Origin of the sequence: Anaerovorax sp. IOR16, from assembly GCF_017168145.1 — a bacterium.
In the GTDB taxonomy this organism is placed as follows: domain Bacteria; phylum Bacillota; class Clostridia; order Peptostreptococcales; family Anaerovoracaceae; genus IOR16.
This window is the reverse complement of the sequence record NZ_JADQTL010000009.1, coordinates 446,795-464,241: the sequence shown is the minus strand read 5'-3', so window position 1 is coordinate 464,241 and position 17,447 is coordinate 446,795. Positions and strand designations below refer to the sequence as shown.

At 36.8% G+C, this 17,447-nt stretch carries 10 protein-coding genes; 2 read left to right on the top strand and 8 right to left on the bottom strand.

What is annotated here, in order from left to right:
• Nucleotides 1-61: 61 nt before the first annotated feature.
• From I2490_RS05745 to I2490_RS05725, 5 genes are read right to left on the bottom strand one after another with little or no spacing between them, the layout of a single operon-like run.
• Nucleotides 62-1,477, bottom strand: a complete 1,416-nt coding sequence (locus tag I2490_RS05745) for an aldehyde dehydrogenase (protein ID WP_245157096.1) — start codon at nt 1,475-1,477, stop codon at nt 62-64.
• On the bottom strand, nt 1,477-2,658 hold the full coding sequence (gene mutY, locus I2490_RS05740; RefSeq protein WP_206458814.1) for an A/G-specific adenine glycosylase: 1,182 nt from the start codon (nt 2,656-2,658) through the stop codon (nt 1,477-1,479). The genes I2490_RS05745 and mutY overlap by 1 nt, the downstream gene beginning before the upstream one ends.
• A 14-nt stretch (nt 2,659-2,672) precedes the next feature.
• Entirely contained in the window at nt 2,673-3,773 is a 1,101-nt protein-coding gene (locus I2490_RS05735) for a flavodoxin family protein (RefSeq protein ID WP_245157095.1), read from the bottom strand.
• Nucleotides 3,770-5,014, bottom strand: coding sequence for a lactate dehydrogenase (locus I2490_RS05730; RefSeq protein ID WP_245157094.1), 1,245 nt, complete (start codon nt 5,012-5,014; stop codon nt 3,770-3,772). Before I2490_RS05730 ends, I2490_RS05735 begins: the two co-directional genes overlap by 4 nt.
• A gap of 13 nt (nt 5,015-5,027) precedes the next feature.
• Nucleotides 5,028-9,890 carry a nicotinate-nicotinamide nucleotide adenylyltransferase gene (locus I2490_RS05725; RefSeq protein WP_206458813.1) on the bottom strand — a complete coding sequence of 1,621 codons (4,863 nt, stop codon included), beginning with the start codon at nt 9,888-9,890 and terminating at the stop codon, nt 5,028-5,030.
• Between the two features lie 144 nt (nt 9,891-10,034).
• Here I2490_RS05725 and I2490_RS05720 point away from each other — a divergent pair, with 144 nt between their 5' ends.
• On the top strand, nt 10,035-12,758 hold the full coding sequence (locus I2490_RS05720) for a calcium-translocating P-type ATPase, PMCA-type (protein ID WP_206458812.1): 2,724 nt from the start codon (nt 10,035-10,037) through the stop codon (nt 12,756-12,758).
• A gap of 79 nt (nt 12,759-12,837) precedes the next feature.
• Nucleotides 12,838-13,389: a helix-turn-helix domain-containing protein gene (locus I2490_RS05715; RefSeq protein ID WP_206458811.1), complete on the top strand. Its 552-nt coding sequence runs from the start codon at nt 12,838-12,840 to the stop codon at nt 13,387-13,389.
• Between the two features lie 49 nt (nt 13,390-13,438).
• Here the strand turns inward: I2490_RS05715 and I2490_RS05710 are convergent, their stop codons facing one another.
• The 3 genes from I2490_RS05710 to I2490_RS05700 all read right to left on the bottom strand — a co-directional run bounded on the left by I2490_RS05710 (nt 13,439) and on the right by I2490_RS05700 (nt 17,429).
• A complete protein-coding gene (locus I2490_RS05710) occupies nt 13,439-14,410 on the bottom strand; it encodes a dipeptidase (protein WP_206458810.1) in 972 nt (323 codons plus the stop codon).
• Between the two features lie 32 nt (nt 14,411-14,442).
• Nucleotides 14,443-15,651, bottom strand: a complete 1,209-nt coding sequence (locus I2490_RS05705) for a DUF819 family protein (RefSeq protein ID WP_206458809.1) — start codon at nt 15,649-15,651, stop codon at nt 14,443-14,445.
• A 299-nt stretch (nt 15,652-15,950) separates the two neighbouring features.
• The gene (locus tag I2490_RS05700; protein WP_206458808.1) at nt 15,951-17,429 is read right to left on the bottom strand and encodes an alanine/glycine:cation symporter family protein; all 1,479 of its coding nucleotides are present in this window, start codon (nt 17,427-17,429) and stop codon (nt 15,951-15,953) included.
• Nucleotides 17,430-17,447 lie beyond the last annotated feature (18 nt).

The following is a 17,447-nucleotide window of genomic DNA, read 5'->3' as shown; positions in this document are numbered from 1 at the left end:
ATGCAGAAACTTAATCTAAGCTTCTCAATCCACTCTGCTCTTTTTTTTGCTGAATAAAATATTATTTCAATAGTAAATGAAGCAAACCTAACTTTCCCATATAAGGCGGATAACGTAACGGTATATCAATCCCAACGTGTTTTTTTAATATGCTTTTTTCATGGGAAAATGTTTCAAACCCTTTTTTCCCATGGTAAGCACCCATACCGCTTTGCCCAACACCACCAAAGCTTAAATGAGGGTTTGCCAAATGAACGATGGTATCATTGATGCATCCGCCTCCAAATGATACCTTCTGCAATATTTTTCTTTCATTTTTTTGACTGTTTGTAAATAAATACAATGCCAATGGTTTTTCCCGTTTTTTTATAAAGTCAATGGCATTCTCAAGTTTATTATACGTAAGAATTGGAAGCAGTGGCCCAAATATTTCTTCTTGCATAACAGCACTGTTTTCTTTTACCTCTGTTAGGATAGTAGGCTCTATCTTTCGGATTTCCGCATCAAATTTACCTCCATAACGAATATTCTGCCCTTCTAAAAGCCCGCAAAGACGGTTAAAATGCTTTTCATTTATGATATGTGGTAAATCCTTGCTTTTTAATGGTTTTGTACCATAAAAAGCTAAAATATACTGAATCATACGATCAACTAAACGTTCCTTTACACTTTCATCGACCAAAACATAGTCAGGTGCTACACAAGTCTGCCCTGCATTTAAAAATTTTCCCCATACAATTCTTCTGGCAGCAATTTCAATATTCGCAGTACCATCTACAATGCAAGGGCTCTTGCCTCCAAGTTCTAAAGTAACCGGTGTAAGATGCTTCGATGCAGCCTTCATTACAATTTTTCCGACAGCCGGACTTCCTGTAAAAAAGATATAATCAAACTTTAGCTTTAGCAACTCCTGACTGATTTCGGTTTCGCCGCTTATTACCGCTATGTATTCGGGCGCGAAATAAGTCGAAATCATTTCTTCCATAATCGCTGTCGTATGCGGTGCGGAATGCGATGGCTTTAATACAGCACAATTACCTGCCGCAATACAAGAAACAAGTGGCGCTAGTGATAACTGCAATGGATAATTCCAAGGAGAAAGAATCAACACGACTCCCAATGGTTCTTGATACATGGCACTTTTTGATGGAAAATGAACCCATGGTGTTTTCGTATTTTTCTTTTTCGTCCATTTTTTTAAATTTAATAAAGCAAAATTCAATTCAGAAAGTACCATTCCAAGTTCTGTTTCATAGCTTTCAAACGCTGATTTTCCTAAATCTTTCTTCAAAGCTTCCATAATTCTAGGCTCATATACCTGCAAAGCTTGCTTTAACTTAAGCAACTGCTTTCTTCTAAATTCCATCGGTAAGGTATTGCCTTCAAAAAAATAACTATGTTGTTTTTCAACCAAAAGCTTTCTCTTGGCTTTTTCCATAACATCTAAAGTTTCCTTTATATCCTTTTCCTCTGCCATTACTCTCCTCCTTTTTTCGCTTTTGGAAATGCGTGTGCATAAGGTTTGAATGCCGAAGGTATCGCTACTTCCTCTTGCAATGCTTCCCCCTTTACCCAAATAAGGTCCCCGAATTCCTCCTTACAATCTAAATTTACAGCGGATTCTTCTACACAAAAATCTTGTCTACTCTTTGTTATTTTAGTAGGTAACTCTGTAATTTCAATCTCATATCCTTGCATACGCCATTCTACATGAGAGAAAATATGTTTTGCATCTCCTAAGGGTCTAATAGTAGTGTATGCAAAGCCCTGCTTACTTAGACAAAATGCAATTTCACTTTCACTTAAAAATCCCGATAAACTAGGTAGTTCAAAAAGTCCTGCCAAAAGTCCTGTTTTTGGTCTTTTTCGCAAAGCCATTGCATGATCCTTTTTAAGAATTAACATTGTTTTTTCTTCCAGTTTACGCGGCTTTTTCTGTTTCTTTACCGGCAGCTCTCCAATTAAATTATTTTGAAAAGCAATGCAAAGATGGCTTACCGGACAATCCGAGCATTTTGGCGCTCCGTTTGGAATACAAACCAAAGCACCTAATTCCATCAATGCTTGATTAAAGTCCCCAGTCCGATTTATTGGTAAAATCTTTTTTAACTTTGCTTCTGTGCTTTTCTTTATTAAAGAAGAAGTAATGTCTCCATAATCTGCTATAATTCGAGCAATGACTCTTAAAACGTTACCATCTACCGCTGGTACAGCTTCTCCAAACGCGATTGATGCAATCGCCCCTGCCGTATAGGGGCCAATCCCTGGCAATTCCAATAATCCTATGTACGTTGACGGCATTTCTCCGGAGAATTGCTCCATGATAATGCCGGCAGCTTTTTTTAAATTTCGTGCTCTGTTATAATAACCCAATCCTTCCCACAGTTTCATCAGCTGCTCATCTCTTACATTAGCCAGCGATTCTATGTTGGGAAGGATCTTAACAAAACGTTCAAAATAATCTCTGCCCGCTTCCACTCTTGTTTGCTGCAGCATAATTTCTGATACCCAAACGCGATAAGGAGAAGGTTCCTCTCTCCAAGGCAATATTCGACGATTTCCATCATACCATCGTAGCAAAGGTTCGACAATTTCTGCAAGTGTTTCCTTCTCTTCCTGATTATTCTTATTTTCTATTGTTTCTCTCTTTTTTGACATGTTTTCTCCTGAGTTTATTTTGCGCTTAGACACTGACGAATATGCTGTGCAAATCTTTCTGTTCTATCTGCAATTCCATTTACCTGTAAAATGCTTCCCGGATCATTTGCAGTTTCAATCATACAAAATTTTGATGGCAATGCAAAACTCTTATTCATATTTAAGGCACCAATTAACTGCTGTGCAACAATGTCTCCGCCACTATAGCCAGAAACAATTACTGCAAACAGGCTCTTATCATAAAATCGTTGCTTGCGAAAGAGTGCCGTTAAACGATTTATACTAGCCGAAAGATTTGCACTAACCGCGTCGTTGTAATTTGGGCAGAGCATAATCAGACCATCGCAATCCAATATTGCCGGATATACTTGCTCCACAATCACTCCCCCATAATAGCAATTGCTGTCTTCACTATAATGCATACACATAGTATACGGACATCCTGCACAATCCTGAATGGTTCCATTTCGTAAAGATATCTCATGTATGGAACAATCCTTTAATTTTTCATTTACCATGTTCCATAACGTCATAGTATTTGACGTTTTAAAATTGCTTGCATGAAGAACCAGCAAATTCGGTTTTTTTACAGAATTTTTTCTATAATCTATAATTTCATGCACTAAAATCCGACTTGCTTCTAAATAAGCAGAAAAACAATCTGTATTTAAATTTTTTGCTTGCACTTTAAAATTATATAAAACCCTAGTTCCCTCTACCAAGGGTCTCCCCGGAAACGTACAGCCTGCTTGATTTGCTGCAAAAACAAGTTCTCTGGCGACGGACTTTGTATATAACTCGCTGTTTCCATCCAAAATTAAACCGCCTACGCAATTTGTTAGCAAATCTGCATGAAGCCGCATTTCTTTCAGATAATGATAGTATTCTAAATTAATACCGGACTCCCCTAAGGTTACCGCAAACAGCAATCGTTTCCCTTGTAAATTTTTAAAGTCTTCTATAGAAGTGATTTTTTTATAGGGAATCCCTTCCAAAGCAAATTCTAAAACCTCATCTAAGCGCTTTGTTTTAGTCGGCTCCGGACAGATTGGCTGAATAACATATAACATTTTATTTTCCTGATTTTTTCTTTCGTCTTTTCTTATCTCCGTCATTGTATCTCCTCCAGTCCACGATACGCTTTTTCCAAGCGTCCATATAAGGCTTCCGGTAAAGACAACGCTTCCATTTCAAGTCCAATTCTGCTCAATTTATTTTTACATCCCATAAAAATTCCACCTAAAAAATTAGAACTATAATGCCATTCTCCGCGTAAAGTCAATAAAATTGAAATGGCTGCAGAAGATAATGCAGGTGCAATGTATGGCTTAAAGCCTTCCTCCCTTGTTTTTAAATTAGCCTCTACCGCTAGCTTAGTCAGATTTTTTGAAAGAAGATCGTCATAATTTTTAATGCTGTTTGCAATTACCAAATCATTCCCATGCGGTCCGAAGGCCCTTCCCTCTGTTAGAAAGGAAGCATATTGATCATCTTTTTTTGCATAATATGCAGCACGGCTGTTCATAACGCCAAGTCCATAGCCTTGTATCTGTTCAGGTCTTAATCCTTTTCCATCAAAGTTACCATCCTCTGCCTCATTGGAAGCGAAAAATGCTTCTCTGCAAAGTGGATCGACAGGATCTGACACCACTGCAAAACGACCGCGAAATGACTTTATTCTAGCCATTTTTGCATATTTTCTTATAATTTCGCGATTGGCATGAAACTGTGCCATACGTACATCGGTCTCCTTTGATCCTACCGGCGGTATTCCCTTAGATGCACAAAAAATAAATATATCACAGTCAAAAAGTTCTTTCTCTTCAAGGATATTTACGGAAGGAAGGATATCATATTGCCAAGGATAAGCAGTTTGATTCATCTCATATTCCCATCTTTTACATACCGATGGATTGATATCCCAAATTCCTATTTGGTCAATAACATCGCCACCTAAAAGTTTTAGTGCTGTTAATAGAGTGCCACCCACATCGCCTAATGCCAATACGCTAACTTTCAGTTTTTTCAATGGTTTTTCTACAGCATCTTCTATTTCTTTCTCAATTTCTTCCATCCATCTTTCTTTGCTTTGACGGGATAAATTGACAAAACCCAACAATCCATTCTGTATTTTTTCTTTTATCCAATCCTTTTCAGTTTCCCCTTTTCTCAATGATTCTAGTTCTTGAATTTCATACTTCTTATAAGCAACATCGAGCATATCTTGATTGAGCCAAAATAAACCTTCTTGGTTAAATAACATTGCTTCATGTGTTACAGCAAAGCGAGCTTTTGATTTTTTTAAATCTCTCTTTTCTGCAAAAAATCCATATTTACCGATTTCAAAATATTCCATAGTTCCCTCTTCTCTATTCAATAAAATTCCTCAATCGAATTAATTTTTCAATATCATTTGAAATATAAACAGACGGCCGTAAATGATAATCATAGCTTAGGCATCCTCCCTTATCTGGACAGCAAGGGGAAACAATGACTTCACTCAACCGATTCAGTGTTAATTTACGTTCAAATTCCATTTGATATTCTTCTTCTAAAACCTGCATGATTTCTCTTGCATTTTCAAGACAAGTCATTGAAAAATCATAAATAGTTGCTTTTGATGCATCCATCAAAAAACTCGGTGCAACGTACGGTAAAATTAAATTCACAGAATTCAAAAGATTGGCTTGCATTTTTTCTTCTCGTTCAACGGTGTCGCCTCCTAAAAACGGATAGATGCTGGATTCGACAAACCATGAATGCATAGATGGCAGAAAGTAAGCACTTTCAACCTTCCGGTTTTGAATTGCCATCAAATCCTTGCCACGCCCTGATAATATCCCTACAATAATACGATCAATCTCCACATTTTCCTGCTTAAAAATAGGATCTAATTTTCGAATTCGATATCCCTTATGCAATATATCATCAACTAGAATCACTGGACGATTAAACGATTTTATTGTACGAATCTGATTTACCAAAGGAGAATAATTTGGATACTCCGTAATATTAAATTTTTTTATCTGTGAATCAAATGTCTTTTCTGTATGCAAAGACTTCGAAACGGTATTTGGTACAATCATTCCTTTTAATATCTTACCAAAGGGAACACACATATTTTTACCTAATTTTCTTACCGCCAATGGTTCACTTGGAACACCATTTGCTGCTGTAATTAAGTCAACAATTTTATTATGCATAAATTCAGCATTAAATGAGAGCACTAAACTACCCGGATAAAGCGTTGTAAGAACTCTCTGTAATCGTTCATGGGAGCGATTAATGGCATCCAAAACTCGTTGATTGTGACGAAACGGCTCTTTTATCACGGTTTCAACATTCTTAAATAGTGTCAGCGGCATTTTCATGTCAACAACATAAATCATACGATCGGTGTCATTTTCTTTTAAAGAATAAAAACCTTGCCGTTCTAAAACGTTGCTGTATTTTATGATTGAAAAACATTGACTTGGACTAAACACTGCATAAGTAAAATCTCTTTTCAATGCATAAGCAAGTGTTTCAGTCAATAAGATTTGAGCCAGCTCCTTTTCCAAGCAGTTTGGATTTTCATAAACAGCAGTAATTAGAATAATTTTTCCAGATGTATTTTCGCGAATATAATTGGCCACTTTTGTACTTTTAAATTCTCCGTATAACTCACTGGTTCCAACCTGACGAAATGCAACTGCACCAACAATCTTATTATTAGAAATTTCATCTCTAAGAATCAATAATTTTGATTTCTTCTGTTTTAGAGTATTGAAAAATTCATACTTTCTGCTTTCATCTATCATACATTTTTGTAATTCTGAAAGTAATTCCGAGTCAATTCGTTCTTTAACAACAGCTCTCATATTTTTAATCTGTATGACTTCCTTATATTGTGATTCTCTTAAATACAAACTATTTTCATAAATATAATTCTGAGCCACAGGATCAATTAAATTAGATATATCTCGATTCAAATCAATGTTTTCTCGAATGCGAGTTGAACTAATATCTTCTAAGTGCATCGGTAATTTTAACTGAATTAAATTACCTAATATTTTCTGCTCTGGAGAATCCATTCCCAGAGTCTCTTCCTCTTCTACTTGGCTGCTTCTCAAAAACAAAATATGGTGAAAGGTTTGTATGGAATCCTCAACCGGTTTGAGTTTATAAGAAGAAGCATTTTCTACTACATCGCTTCCCGCCACCATATAAATTTCTTTAGCAAAAAATAAGTCCTTTAAGCGGCGCAAATCCTCCGGATTAGCAATGTTTACCGGAATGTCATCTGGGAACAGATAAATATTTTCTTCATTGGCTATGGACATACTCATAATCTGACGTCGTATCATTCGAGGCTGTGTCTTTTTTGACCATGAAAATTCGTCCAAAGCAAGATAGACAACAAAACCCATATCACGAATCTCTCTTGCAATACCCTTATGCCCCAAAGAAAATGGATCGAATGTTCCTGGAAAAAATGCCACCTTATAGGGTTCTCTAATATCAAATCTTGTATAATAAAACAAGTAATCATTGATAAAACGATAAATATGATTTAAGGAAGCCGCATTATTAAAAAATGCCAATTCCGTTGTCTCTCTTCCTTCAATTAATGTTATCAGCTTTTTATACAACACTTGAAAGATTTCTTTCTTTTCTTTCAGTGATAATAATTCTTTTCCAAACAAATATTGGCCAATGACTAAAAAGGCCTCCTGACTTACAGAATTTCTATAATTAGAAAGTCCGCTTAACAGCATTCCTAAAAATTGTTTTTTACGTTCTTCAAAGACACCCTTTTCCTCAACAAACCGTGTACGATAGCTATTGTATTTCTGTAATACAATCCCTACGGTATCTAGAGCTACGCAAACGACTCTCTCATTAGTACTGATCAACAATGGTCTTAAGTCTCTTACAAATTCATCCAATTCCTTTGGATGCAAATACAATACAAATTCTCCCAAATATTGTGGGATGTATTTGGAAAATTGATATTCTCCGATTTCAAGTCCTTTCGTCAATTCTATTGCAACTTCATTCCTTTGATCTCTGGTTAAAAGCGGAGCAATTTTAAGAAGTGCTTCTCCAGCACTGTGACGTACCGTAACACGCTCACTTACTTTTATTAAGTTTGAAAGATGTGTCGCGACATGCAAAACAGAAGTCTCATGATCCACTAAAACACGGTCTAAAAGCAATTCTAAATTAACCGATTTTATAATCCAAGGGGTTGCCGCTTTTAAATTCTCTAAAAAAATATCGGAAACCACCTCGGCATCTTCATAAATTAAAGTTTTATTGTAAGGCCAAAGTGATTCATCCAAATCCCAGTTTTTTATAATTCTCTCAGCCAGAAATTGTAAGCTCACCGATTGTTCTTTGGGAAGTACTCTTAAAATGGAAATCATACGGTCTGCATCCTTCGGTGTTTTTTGTACCGTCTCCGTAACATAGTTTAAAAAACGTAAAACACCTACATGAAGCTCAACGGAATCTCTTTTAGCTAATTCCTGAACAAATTTTAATAAACAATCTCTTTGATTTTCAGAAAGTAAAAAAACAGGCAGCAGCAGCATACAGTCCACTAAAACGAAAGCTGTGGAATCTTCTCGGTTCCAATCTTCATAATACTTTAAAAATCTTGCCAAATACTCTGTCTCTTCTCCCTTTTGGCAACGCATAAGTACGGAACCCACAACCAATTTTAATGCATACCCAATCCAACGCTTATGCTGTTCCGTCACCTTATGATCTGGCAGTATAATTTTCTCCAAATAATACTCCCAAAGCTGAAATGCTGTGAATTCGTTTACATCACGTGTCACGTTCTCCGGTAATTCTTTACGATATTCTTCATCATAATGAACAATGATATTCCCCATCAAATCGGCAGCTTGTCTTCGGATGTCACCTTCACGGTGCATCAACAGCTCATAAAGAAAATTCAACGTAATCATTTTTTGTTTTTGAGTCATATAAGTGAAATATTCTTCAAAAATATTTAAATAAGCACGGCTGTTTTTCCAATTTTTTTCACTCCTTGCAGACTCGACGATACTTGCAAAAGATGCTTCGCTGCTTAATTTATTCATAAGTTGAATATTATGGTCTATAGCCAAGTATTTTAAGTTTTGAATCGTTTCTTCCAAATCCATCAATACTGCATCTTTTTTTATTCTAGGTTCTAAAACGCTAGTTGTGAGATCCGTATTTACTCCAAGGTTTTGCATATAGCTTTGAAAATCAACCAACTTCGCATATACGTGGCGATAACGATCTCTTTTGGTATTATCTACATTATCCAGCTTATTCAATATAATATGAAAAGAATCTCGCAATGAATAAAATTCAATATGCTCTCTGCCATTGCGCTTGCCATTGCTCTTTACTCGGAAATCGGCATAAATTAATACAAGGGACTCGACCGGTAGATTCTCAAGTTCTAAATCCCAAGTGGAATGGTTTGTAGCAATATGTCCAATGGCAGGCATATCATGATTTTTAAACCATTGGTCAGTATAATAGTAATGCAGATAAGGCATTCTTTTTATCTCTGCACTTCTACAGCCATACTTTCCAATATCATGGCCGGCAGATGACCCTGAAACCAATGCCAAATCAATGGGTATCCCCGCTTCTGCCATCTGTCTTGCAACATGCATGGCAATTGCATGTACCCCGGCAATATGCCCTAAGGAATCAAAATCTGTTTCCTCTCTTCCGATACACATCATCTCATAGATAAACTGTTTTTCATAACAATCTTTAAAACGTTGATATTCATCAGAATTATGGCTGCTTAACAATTCTTCTTCGGTTAAAAAAATAAAATCCTTTTGAGGATCAAATTCACGAACTTGACGGTCATACTCAATAAAAATCCGAAGTATTTCTAGATAAATAAAGACTAAAATATCATAGTTGTTATTCTCTTCCAATGATACACTTTCCGGAAATAGATTCTTTCTTAGATATAGATAAATATAAGAAAACCACCCGATTCTTGGCTCTGTATCACATAGTTGTTGCAGGATGGGTTTAAAATTTTCTAATATATTACGGCAAGAAAGGCTTTGTGTTTCTATCACATTTTTAATTGCCTGTTTCCAATGTTCTTCTTTCAAGAAACTTTGCATTGCTTTTTTTGTAAGCCTTGTTTTTCTTAAAAAATCACGTCGAGTCAGACGTTCTGTTATTGTCTTATAAATTTCTTGTATCCGCTTTTTCTGCATGCCGCCACCCCTCTGACTATCTATATTCTTTCTTTTATTATGCACGGTTCCTATCGAAAAAACAACGTTATTTTAGGACAAACCAGCATAACCCAATGAGCTCGTACATAAAGTGATATTGAGAAACAAATAAGGAGAAAAACCATGTTAAATACGATGAGCGCAAAAAAATTTAAAACCTTTTCAGGTCTTGATCGAAAGCAAGTCGCTTTCTCCAGAGCAAACCATGGCTCGAATGAAATTACCCCTAAAAAACGTCATAGCTTTTTTAAGCAATATTTAAGCAGCTTTGGTGATCCTCTTATACAAATACTATTGGTTGCTTTGGCCCTTGACGTTGTCTTTCTTTTTCGTGATGCTAATTGGATGGAAGCAGGCGGGATTGCCATTGCCGTGTTTTTATCCACTCTTGTATCCACTATTTCAGAATATGGAAGTGAAGCTGCTTTTTTAAAGCTTATGCAGGAAGCAGATTGCATTCAATGCCGAGTCATGCGTGAAGGGAGCGTAGAATCCATAAGCATCAATGAAGTCGTAGTCGGTGACTACATCTTATTGCAAGCAGGCGAAAAAATTCCGGCAGATGGCATTATCGTTTCCGGTCAATTAAAGATAGACCAATCCGCATTAAATGGTGAGACATCAGAAGCTTCAAAAACAAGCAGTCCAAATTCAGTTTCCTTTATTCCTCCTCAAAATTGGGATCTATTATCTCCCTATCAGCTATTCCGTGGCAGCATTGTCAGCGACGGAGAAGCTGTCATGCAAACATTGCGCGTAGGTGATATGACCTTTTACGGGAATATGGCACAGGAAGTACAAGATGAAACACGAGACAGTCCTTTAAAAGTAAAGCTTGGTGGTCTGGCAAAAAGCATTAGTAAATTAGGTTACTGTGCAGCAGGATTAATTGCAGTTTCCGACTTGTTCTGTGAAATCGTTCTTTCTCAGCAGCCCTTCACTTCCCTTCTTGATATTTCCTTGCCAACCCTTTACGAATTTACGGAATATCTCCTTCATGCATTAACATTAGCTATTACTGTTGTTGTCGTAGCTGTTCCGGAAGGACTGCCAATGATGATTACCGTTGTCCTATCCTCCAATATGTTACGAATGTTATCTGATCAAGTAATGGTAAGAAAGCTGGTAGGTATTGAAACATCCGGAAGCTTAAACCTTTTATTTACGGATAAGACAGGTACCCTGACGGAAGGAAAGCTCAGTGTAAACAAATTAATTTTAGGAGACGGGACGATTCTTTCCAAAAAATTAAATCGTTCCCAACACTTCCGACAGTTTCTTTGCCTCTCTGGTTTCTATAATACCAGCAGTGCATTAACCGATGGTAAAGCTATAGGAGGAAATGCAACGGACCGTGCATTGTTGGAATACATAAACCCATTTCTGGAAGATGACATGGACGGCTTTCTATCCTTATATAAAAAAGTAGATTTTCTTCCTTTTAACAGTACGCAAAAATTCTCTGCAGTACAGCTGCATGGAAAAGAAAGCATTACTTTGCTGAAAGGTGCACCGGAACGATTGCTGCCTCTTTGCAGCCAATATTACAGCGCAGAAGGTAGATTACTTGATTTTACCAATCGTAAAGTTTTAGAAAAAGCGTGGGAATCTATGACCTCAAAGGCAAATCGTGTTCTTGCAATTACCGCAACAACAACACCTCTTTCTGATTTTATCACTCATTTTGAAGATTTAAATAACGTGAAACATGTTTCTGGTTTGAGATTGATTGCATTGGTCAGCATTACAGACGCGATTCGTCCTGAGGTCCCTAGTGCAGTAAAAGAAGTACAAGCGGCTGGCATACAAGTAATCATGATGACGGGCGATAACCGTGAGACTGCATCCGCCATTGCTCGTAAAGTGGGATTACTAAATGGATCCGATAAACAAATCTTCACCAGTGCCGATTTATTGCAGATGAGTGATGATCAGCTCAAAAAAGCATTGCCATCTACGGCTGTCATTGCACGCGCATTGCCAACCGATAAAAGTCGTTTGGTAAGAGTTGCTCATGAAATGAATCTGGTCGTTGGGATGACAGGTGACGGAATCAACGATGCACCTGCTCTTAAAAAAGCGGATGTTGGTTTTGCAATGGGCGACGGTACTGAAGTCGCGAAAGAAGCGAGCGATATCGTTATTTTGGACAATAACTTTACCTCCATTGCCAAAGCCATCTTATACGGCAGAACAATCTTTAAAAGCATCCGAAAATTTATTGTTTTTCAGCTTACAATGAATCTTTGTGCTGTAGGGGTCTCCCTTCTATGCCCATTTTTAGGGTTTGAAACACCAATTACCATTACGCAAATGCTTTGGGTTAACATCATCATGGATACCTTAGCAGGATTAGCGTTCTCCGGAGAACCGCCTCTTAAGGAATACATGGAAGAACCACCAAAAAAGAGAGATGAGGCTGTGTTAAATCGAGATATGGTTGGGCAAATTCTTTATATGGGTCTGTGCACTATTGCTTTATGTATTTTCTTTTTAAAATGTAATTGGTTTTCTACCTTTTTTCATTATGAAACCGCACCACTGCGTTTTTTAACTGCCTTTTTCTGTTTGTTTATTTTCTGCGGCATCTTTAATAGCTTCAATGCTCGGACACACCGTTTGAATTTAACGGCACATTTGGGACACAATCCAGGTTTTATCGGCATTATGGCATTAATATCCTGCTTACAGATTTTCTTTATTTTCTTTGGCGGAGAATGGTTCCGTACATGCCCATTAACCGCTACAGAATTACTGTTAACCATAGGTTTGTCATCTTTCGTCATCCCTGTGGACTTATTACGCAAATTCTGGCTGCGAATGCATCACCGTCAAGGTGCTTTATAGCTATGACTCTCTCCTTTTGGTTGTCCACTGACTTGAAACATGATAGAATAAAGAAAAAAATTTCCAAAGGAGTGGTACGATGCAGTTTAATATCGGTAATAAAGTAAAAAGTCTGAGAAAACAAAAAAAGATGAGTATTTTACAGCTTTCCGAAAAATCTAACGTAAGCACAGGACTCATTAGCCAAATAGAACGAGAACTTGTGGTTCCCTCAGTTGTTAGCATTTGGCGTATTGCACAAGCGTTGGATACGAACATCAGTTACTTTTTTGATGACGAGAAAAAAAATGACCGTGTTATTATTAGAAAAGACGATCATAAAAAAATCATTATGAATAAAGGAAATGCGATTTACCAACTCCTTTCTCCGGATAACAGCAATCACCTAATTGATTTTGTAAAGATTACTTTAAAAGGCGGCCAAATCTATGAAAAAGAATACTTAACCCATGAAGGAGAGGAATGCGGTTTTGTTCTAGCTGGCACACTTACGGTACAGCTGAACGGTGAAGATTATGTTCTTCATGAAGGAGACAGCATTTACTTTGACAGTAATTTGCCCCATAAATACGTTAATTTTGAAGAAGAAGACTGCATATCAATATGGGCTATGACCCCACTATTCTTTTAAATACAAAAATAGACCATTTTAACATATAAAATGGTCTATTTCTTATTCTTTACCCAATTATATTTTTGATTAAACGATGATAGTTCTTATAGCTGATTGCTTCTATTTCATCCTTATGGAATCCTACTTTTTTCATTTTTTCCAAAAGGCTTGGTACCTTTGAACAATCTTCTAATCCTACAGTAAACGATGTGTTTTGATTGCTGTAGGAGCGCATGGAATCAACGGACATAAATTCAAAGAAGTCAAAACCAAATCCCACATGCTCTACACCAATTTTATCACAAATATAAACAATGTGTTTTAAAAGGTTGTCCACTGTTTGCTCAGAAATGTCCAAGCTTACGAAACGATTGAATGAGTTAATCCCCACTAATCCATTTAAATTACGAATTTCAAGTAACTGATCATCGGTTAAATTACGCTCTGCATTGCTTAAAACTCTTGCATTTGAGTGAGATGCAATGATTGGTGATTGTGCTATGTTTATCACATCCCAGAAAGATTTTTCATTTAAATGCGAAACGTCCATAATCATGTTTTTATCCATGATTTTCTTTACTGCCTGCTTTCCAAGATCTGTAAGCCCTCTATTAGGGTCACCTTGTACCCCGGTAGCCAATGCATTTTGTTCATTCCAAGAAAGCATGGCATGTCTTGCTCCAAACTCATAATATTCATCAATCAGACTTAAATTCTCACCAATGCTATTTAAACCTTCCAGACCAATAAAAATATAAAATTTGCCTTCAGCCTTTGCTTGCTCCATCTCAGTATAATTCTTTACAATTGCAATTTCATTACAAACAGCAGCCTCTTTTTTAATTGCTTCTATAATCTGCAGGGTTCTTTTAAACGGTTCCTTATCATAAGGAGGATCGACCCATATTACAAAAATACTTCCTTCAATTTGACCCTTTCGAAGTCTTGGCAGATGATATTTTTTCAGTATATCTGTCTCTCCTCTTAATGAACGAATCGTAACGTCTGACCAAATATCGGAATGCCCATCAAAAACCATACTTTCTCCTTCTTTCTATATTTCTGCTATGTTTACAGCAATAGATTCCCCATAAAAATTCCTAGATAGGTTCCAATTACATAACCCAATGTTCCAACTAACATAATCGGTCCAACTAACTTAATCCAGCCCTTTGAGATTGCCATTGCTACCGCAGTCGTTGGTCCGCCGATGTTTGCATTGGAAGCCAAAATGATATCTTCTAAATTAAATTTTAATATTTTTCCAAATACAAATACGAACAGCATATTGATTAGAACCATAATGGTACAGAATACCAAAAGCAATGGTGAATTCTTAATTATCATCATAATGGATGCCGGAACACCAATTACAAAGAAGAATAGATAGATTAAATATGTGCCGATTTCCTGCGTTCCTTTAATTTCTCCAAATGTATTTGGTGCAAAGGTAGCTACACACATCGCTAAAGTGGTTATGATTAAATATTTGTTACCAAGTAAAGCATTCAACATATTTGACACAACACTGTCCGTTGGAATGATTTCAGCCAAAAATGCTGCGGCAGATGTTGATATTGCAACAATAATAAAGCTCGTTGCACAAGCAAATGCAATATCCTTTAAAGAAATTTCTTTTCTGCCCCAATAAGATGCTGCACTCGTCGCATCACCATCTTTGTTCCCCATGCTCTCTACTTCATCTACATATGGATGTGAATAATTTTTTCTAAAAAATCCAATAGAAGGAATGGCAATTAATACAAAGAAGTATAACGTCATAAGAAGATTATCAGCTACGGTAGTTGCTGAAACCAGTTCTCCCGGAATGTCAAAAGCACCTGCCAAAGCTGCAAAATTAACACCGCCACCAATGTAAGAACCTGTCATCATTCCGGCCACACCAGCAAGTCCAGGTATGAAGTTACGCAGTGCCATATAGGCCACAATTGCGCCACAAGTAGTTCCTAACGAGCCAATTAAGAAAAGAATCAGCATACGTCCGCTTTCTTTCCATATCTTTTTGATGTTACATTGCATCAACAATAATGGAATGGCCATAGGAACAACATATCCCCAAATCACATCGTATACAGGAGCATCTGTCGGGATAATATTAAAGTTTGTTAAAACCAAAGCTCCCAAGAGTGCAACAATCGCACCGGACATTTTGGCTGCCCACGCATACTTCTGCTCAAGATAAATGCTGAATGCTACCCAGCCCGAGATAATTGCCCATAATACCCACGTATTGTCTGCACTAATTAACGTATTTTGCATTTTCCTGACCTCCTTAAAATTATAATTGCATTTCATCAATTTATTGATGATTAATTCATTTTAATTATAAAAAGTAGCTCGAAAAATGTCAACAATATCTTGAAGAAAAATTCAGAATAATGAATATTTGTATTTTTGCAAAAGAAAAAACCACCAAATGAATATACCAAAAGATATAAATTGGTGATTTTTAGAATTTGGTTTAATTATTTTGTTTTGTCAGAAATTTTTCCTGCCTTTTCTTTTAAAAAAAGCAGACAGACAGTTTTTACACTGTCTGCCTAAATAATATTCTTTTTTTAGCCAATTCTTTTTGTTGCTGCATTATTTTCTTCTTTTTCATAGAAAATTTTAAAATTCGGATCAATTTCTCCGATTCCCATATATCTTGCTTGGTAATCCTTAATTAAGTCTGTAAATTTCGGAGCCAAGATCAAAAGTGCAATAATATTTGAGAAAATCGGCAATGCCGTTGATGCATCAGAGAAGAGCCATACGGTAGTACCTGGATATTCCATATAAACTGCAATGAATACCAATGCTAAACTTGGAATCGGATACGTCCATTTGTAAATTTTTAAAATAAGATCCTTCTTTTTCGATTCACCAATTAAATATCGTACGACTACTTCAATCTGTGCGTAAACACCGCTGGATGTTGTTAACCCGAAAAGGAAAACCCCAAATGCTAAAATAATACGACCAAGGGAACCAATTCCTGTTTCAAATGCTGCTAATGTCAGTGTTGCTCCATCCAGCCCACTATTCCATTGACCGGTAACCAAAATAACAAGGCAGGTAATAGTGCAAATAATAAAGGTATCTACAAATACTTCAAAAATTCCCATGAGACCTTGCTTAATCGGATGATCTACCTTCGCAGAAGCATGAATCATCGGTGCGGAACCCCAGCCGGCTTCATTACTGAATACAGAACGTGCCATTCCTGTTTTGATTGCTAAAGTGACACTGGCTCCCATAAATCCGCCGAAGGCTGCCGTTCCAGAGAACGCACTATGGAAAATAAGCCCAATCACACCTGGAACATCTGCTATGTTTTTCAAAATAATGAATAGCCCGCCTAAAAGATAAAATGCACACATAAATGGTACCATTTTAATTGCAAACTTACCGACAGATTTTAACCCACCGCTGATCATAACATAAAGTGCAATGGTATATACAATACCGACACCAATCATACCAAGATTAAAGGTATTAGCAACTGCCTCAGAAACCGTATAGGTTTGAATGTTAATCACATATCCAGTTAGAAATCCAAAAGCAAATAAACAACTTAGAATTTTAAAAACAGGTTTCCAGTTTTTTTCAATTCCGATCCCCTTTTTCATATAGTAGTTTGGACCGCCATAAGCCTCATTGTTTGCATCTTTGGAACGGTAATGCACTGCTAACGTAATTTCGGACATTTTGATAATCATACCAAACATACCCGCTATCCACATCCAAAAGACGGCACCAGGGCCTCCGACTGCAATCGCAGTTGCAACACCACCGATGTTTCCAACTCCAATGGTCGTTCCAAGCGCCGTACTCATCGCTTCCATAGGAGAAAGTACACCAGTTTCGTTTTTATCTTTTTCTCCTTTTCCAAAGATACTGCCAAGTGCATGCTTCATAGCTGTTTTAAAATTAGTAAATTGGAAAAAACGAGTGCGAATTGTAACATAAAAACCAGTTGCCAATATTAAGATAATCATTGGCATTCCCCACATATAGTCCCAAATTAAAGTCATCATAAAATTTTCAAAGCTCATAATTTCCCTCCTTTACAG

Excerpts from the sequence above, each read along its gene's own strand:
- I2490_RS05745 (WP_245157096.1), bottom strand. The coding sequence starts at position 1,477 with ATGGCAGAGGAAAAGGATATAAAGGAAACTTTAGATGTTATGGAAAAA.
- mutY (WP_206458814.1), bottom strand. The coding sequence starts at position 2,658 with ATGTCAAAAAAGAGAGAAACAATAGAAAATAAGAATAATCAGGAAGAG.
- I2490_RS05735 (WP_245157095.1), bottom strand. The coding sequence starts at position 3,773 with ATGACGGAGATAAGAAAAGACGAAAGAAAAAATCAGGAAAATAAAATG.
- I2490_RS05730 (WP_245157094.1), bottom strand. The coding sequence starts at position 5,014 with ATGGAATATTTTGAAATCGGTAAATATGGATTTTTTGCAGAAAAGAGA.
- I2490_RS05725 (WP_206458813.1), bottom strand. The coding sequence starts at position 9,890 with ATGCAGAAAAAGCGGATACAAGAAATTTATAAGACAATAACAGAACGT.
- I2490_RS05720 (WP_206458812.1), top strand. The coding sequence starts at position 10,035 with ATGTTAAATACGATGAGCGCAAAAAAATTTAAAACCTTTTCAGGTCTT.
- I2490_RS05715 (WP_206458811.1), top strand. The coding sequence starts at position 12,838 with ATGCAGTTTAATATCGGTAATAAAGTAAAAAGTCTGAGAAAACAAAAA.
- I2490_RS05710 (WP_206458810.1), bottom strand. The coding sequence starts at position 14,410 with ATGGTTTTTGATGGGCATTCCGATATTTGGTCAGACGTTACGATTCGT.
- I2490_RS05705 (WP_206458809.1), bottom strand. The coding sequence starts at position 15,651 with ATGCAAAATACGTTAATTAGTGCAGACAATACGTGGGTATTATGGGCA.
- I2490_RS05700 (WP_206458808.1), bottom strand. The coding sequence starts at position 17,429 with ATGAGCTTTGAAAATTTTATGATGACTTTAATTTGGGACTATATGTGG.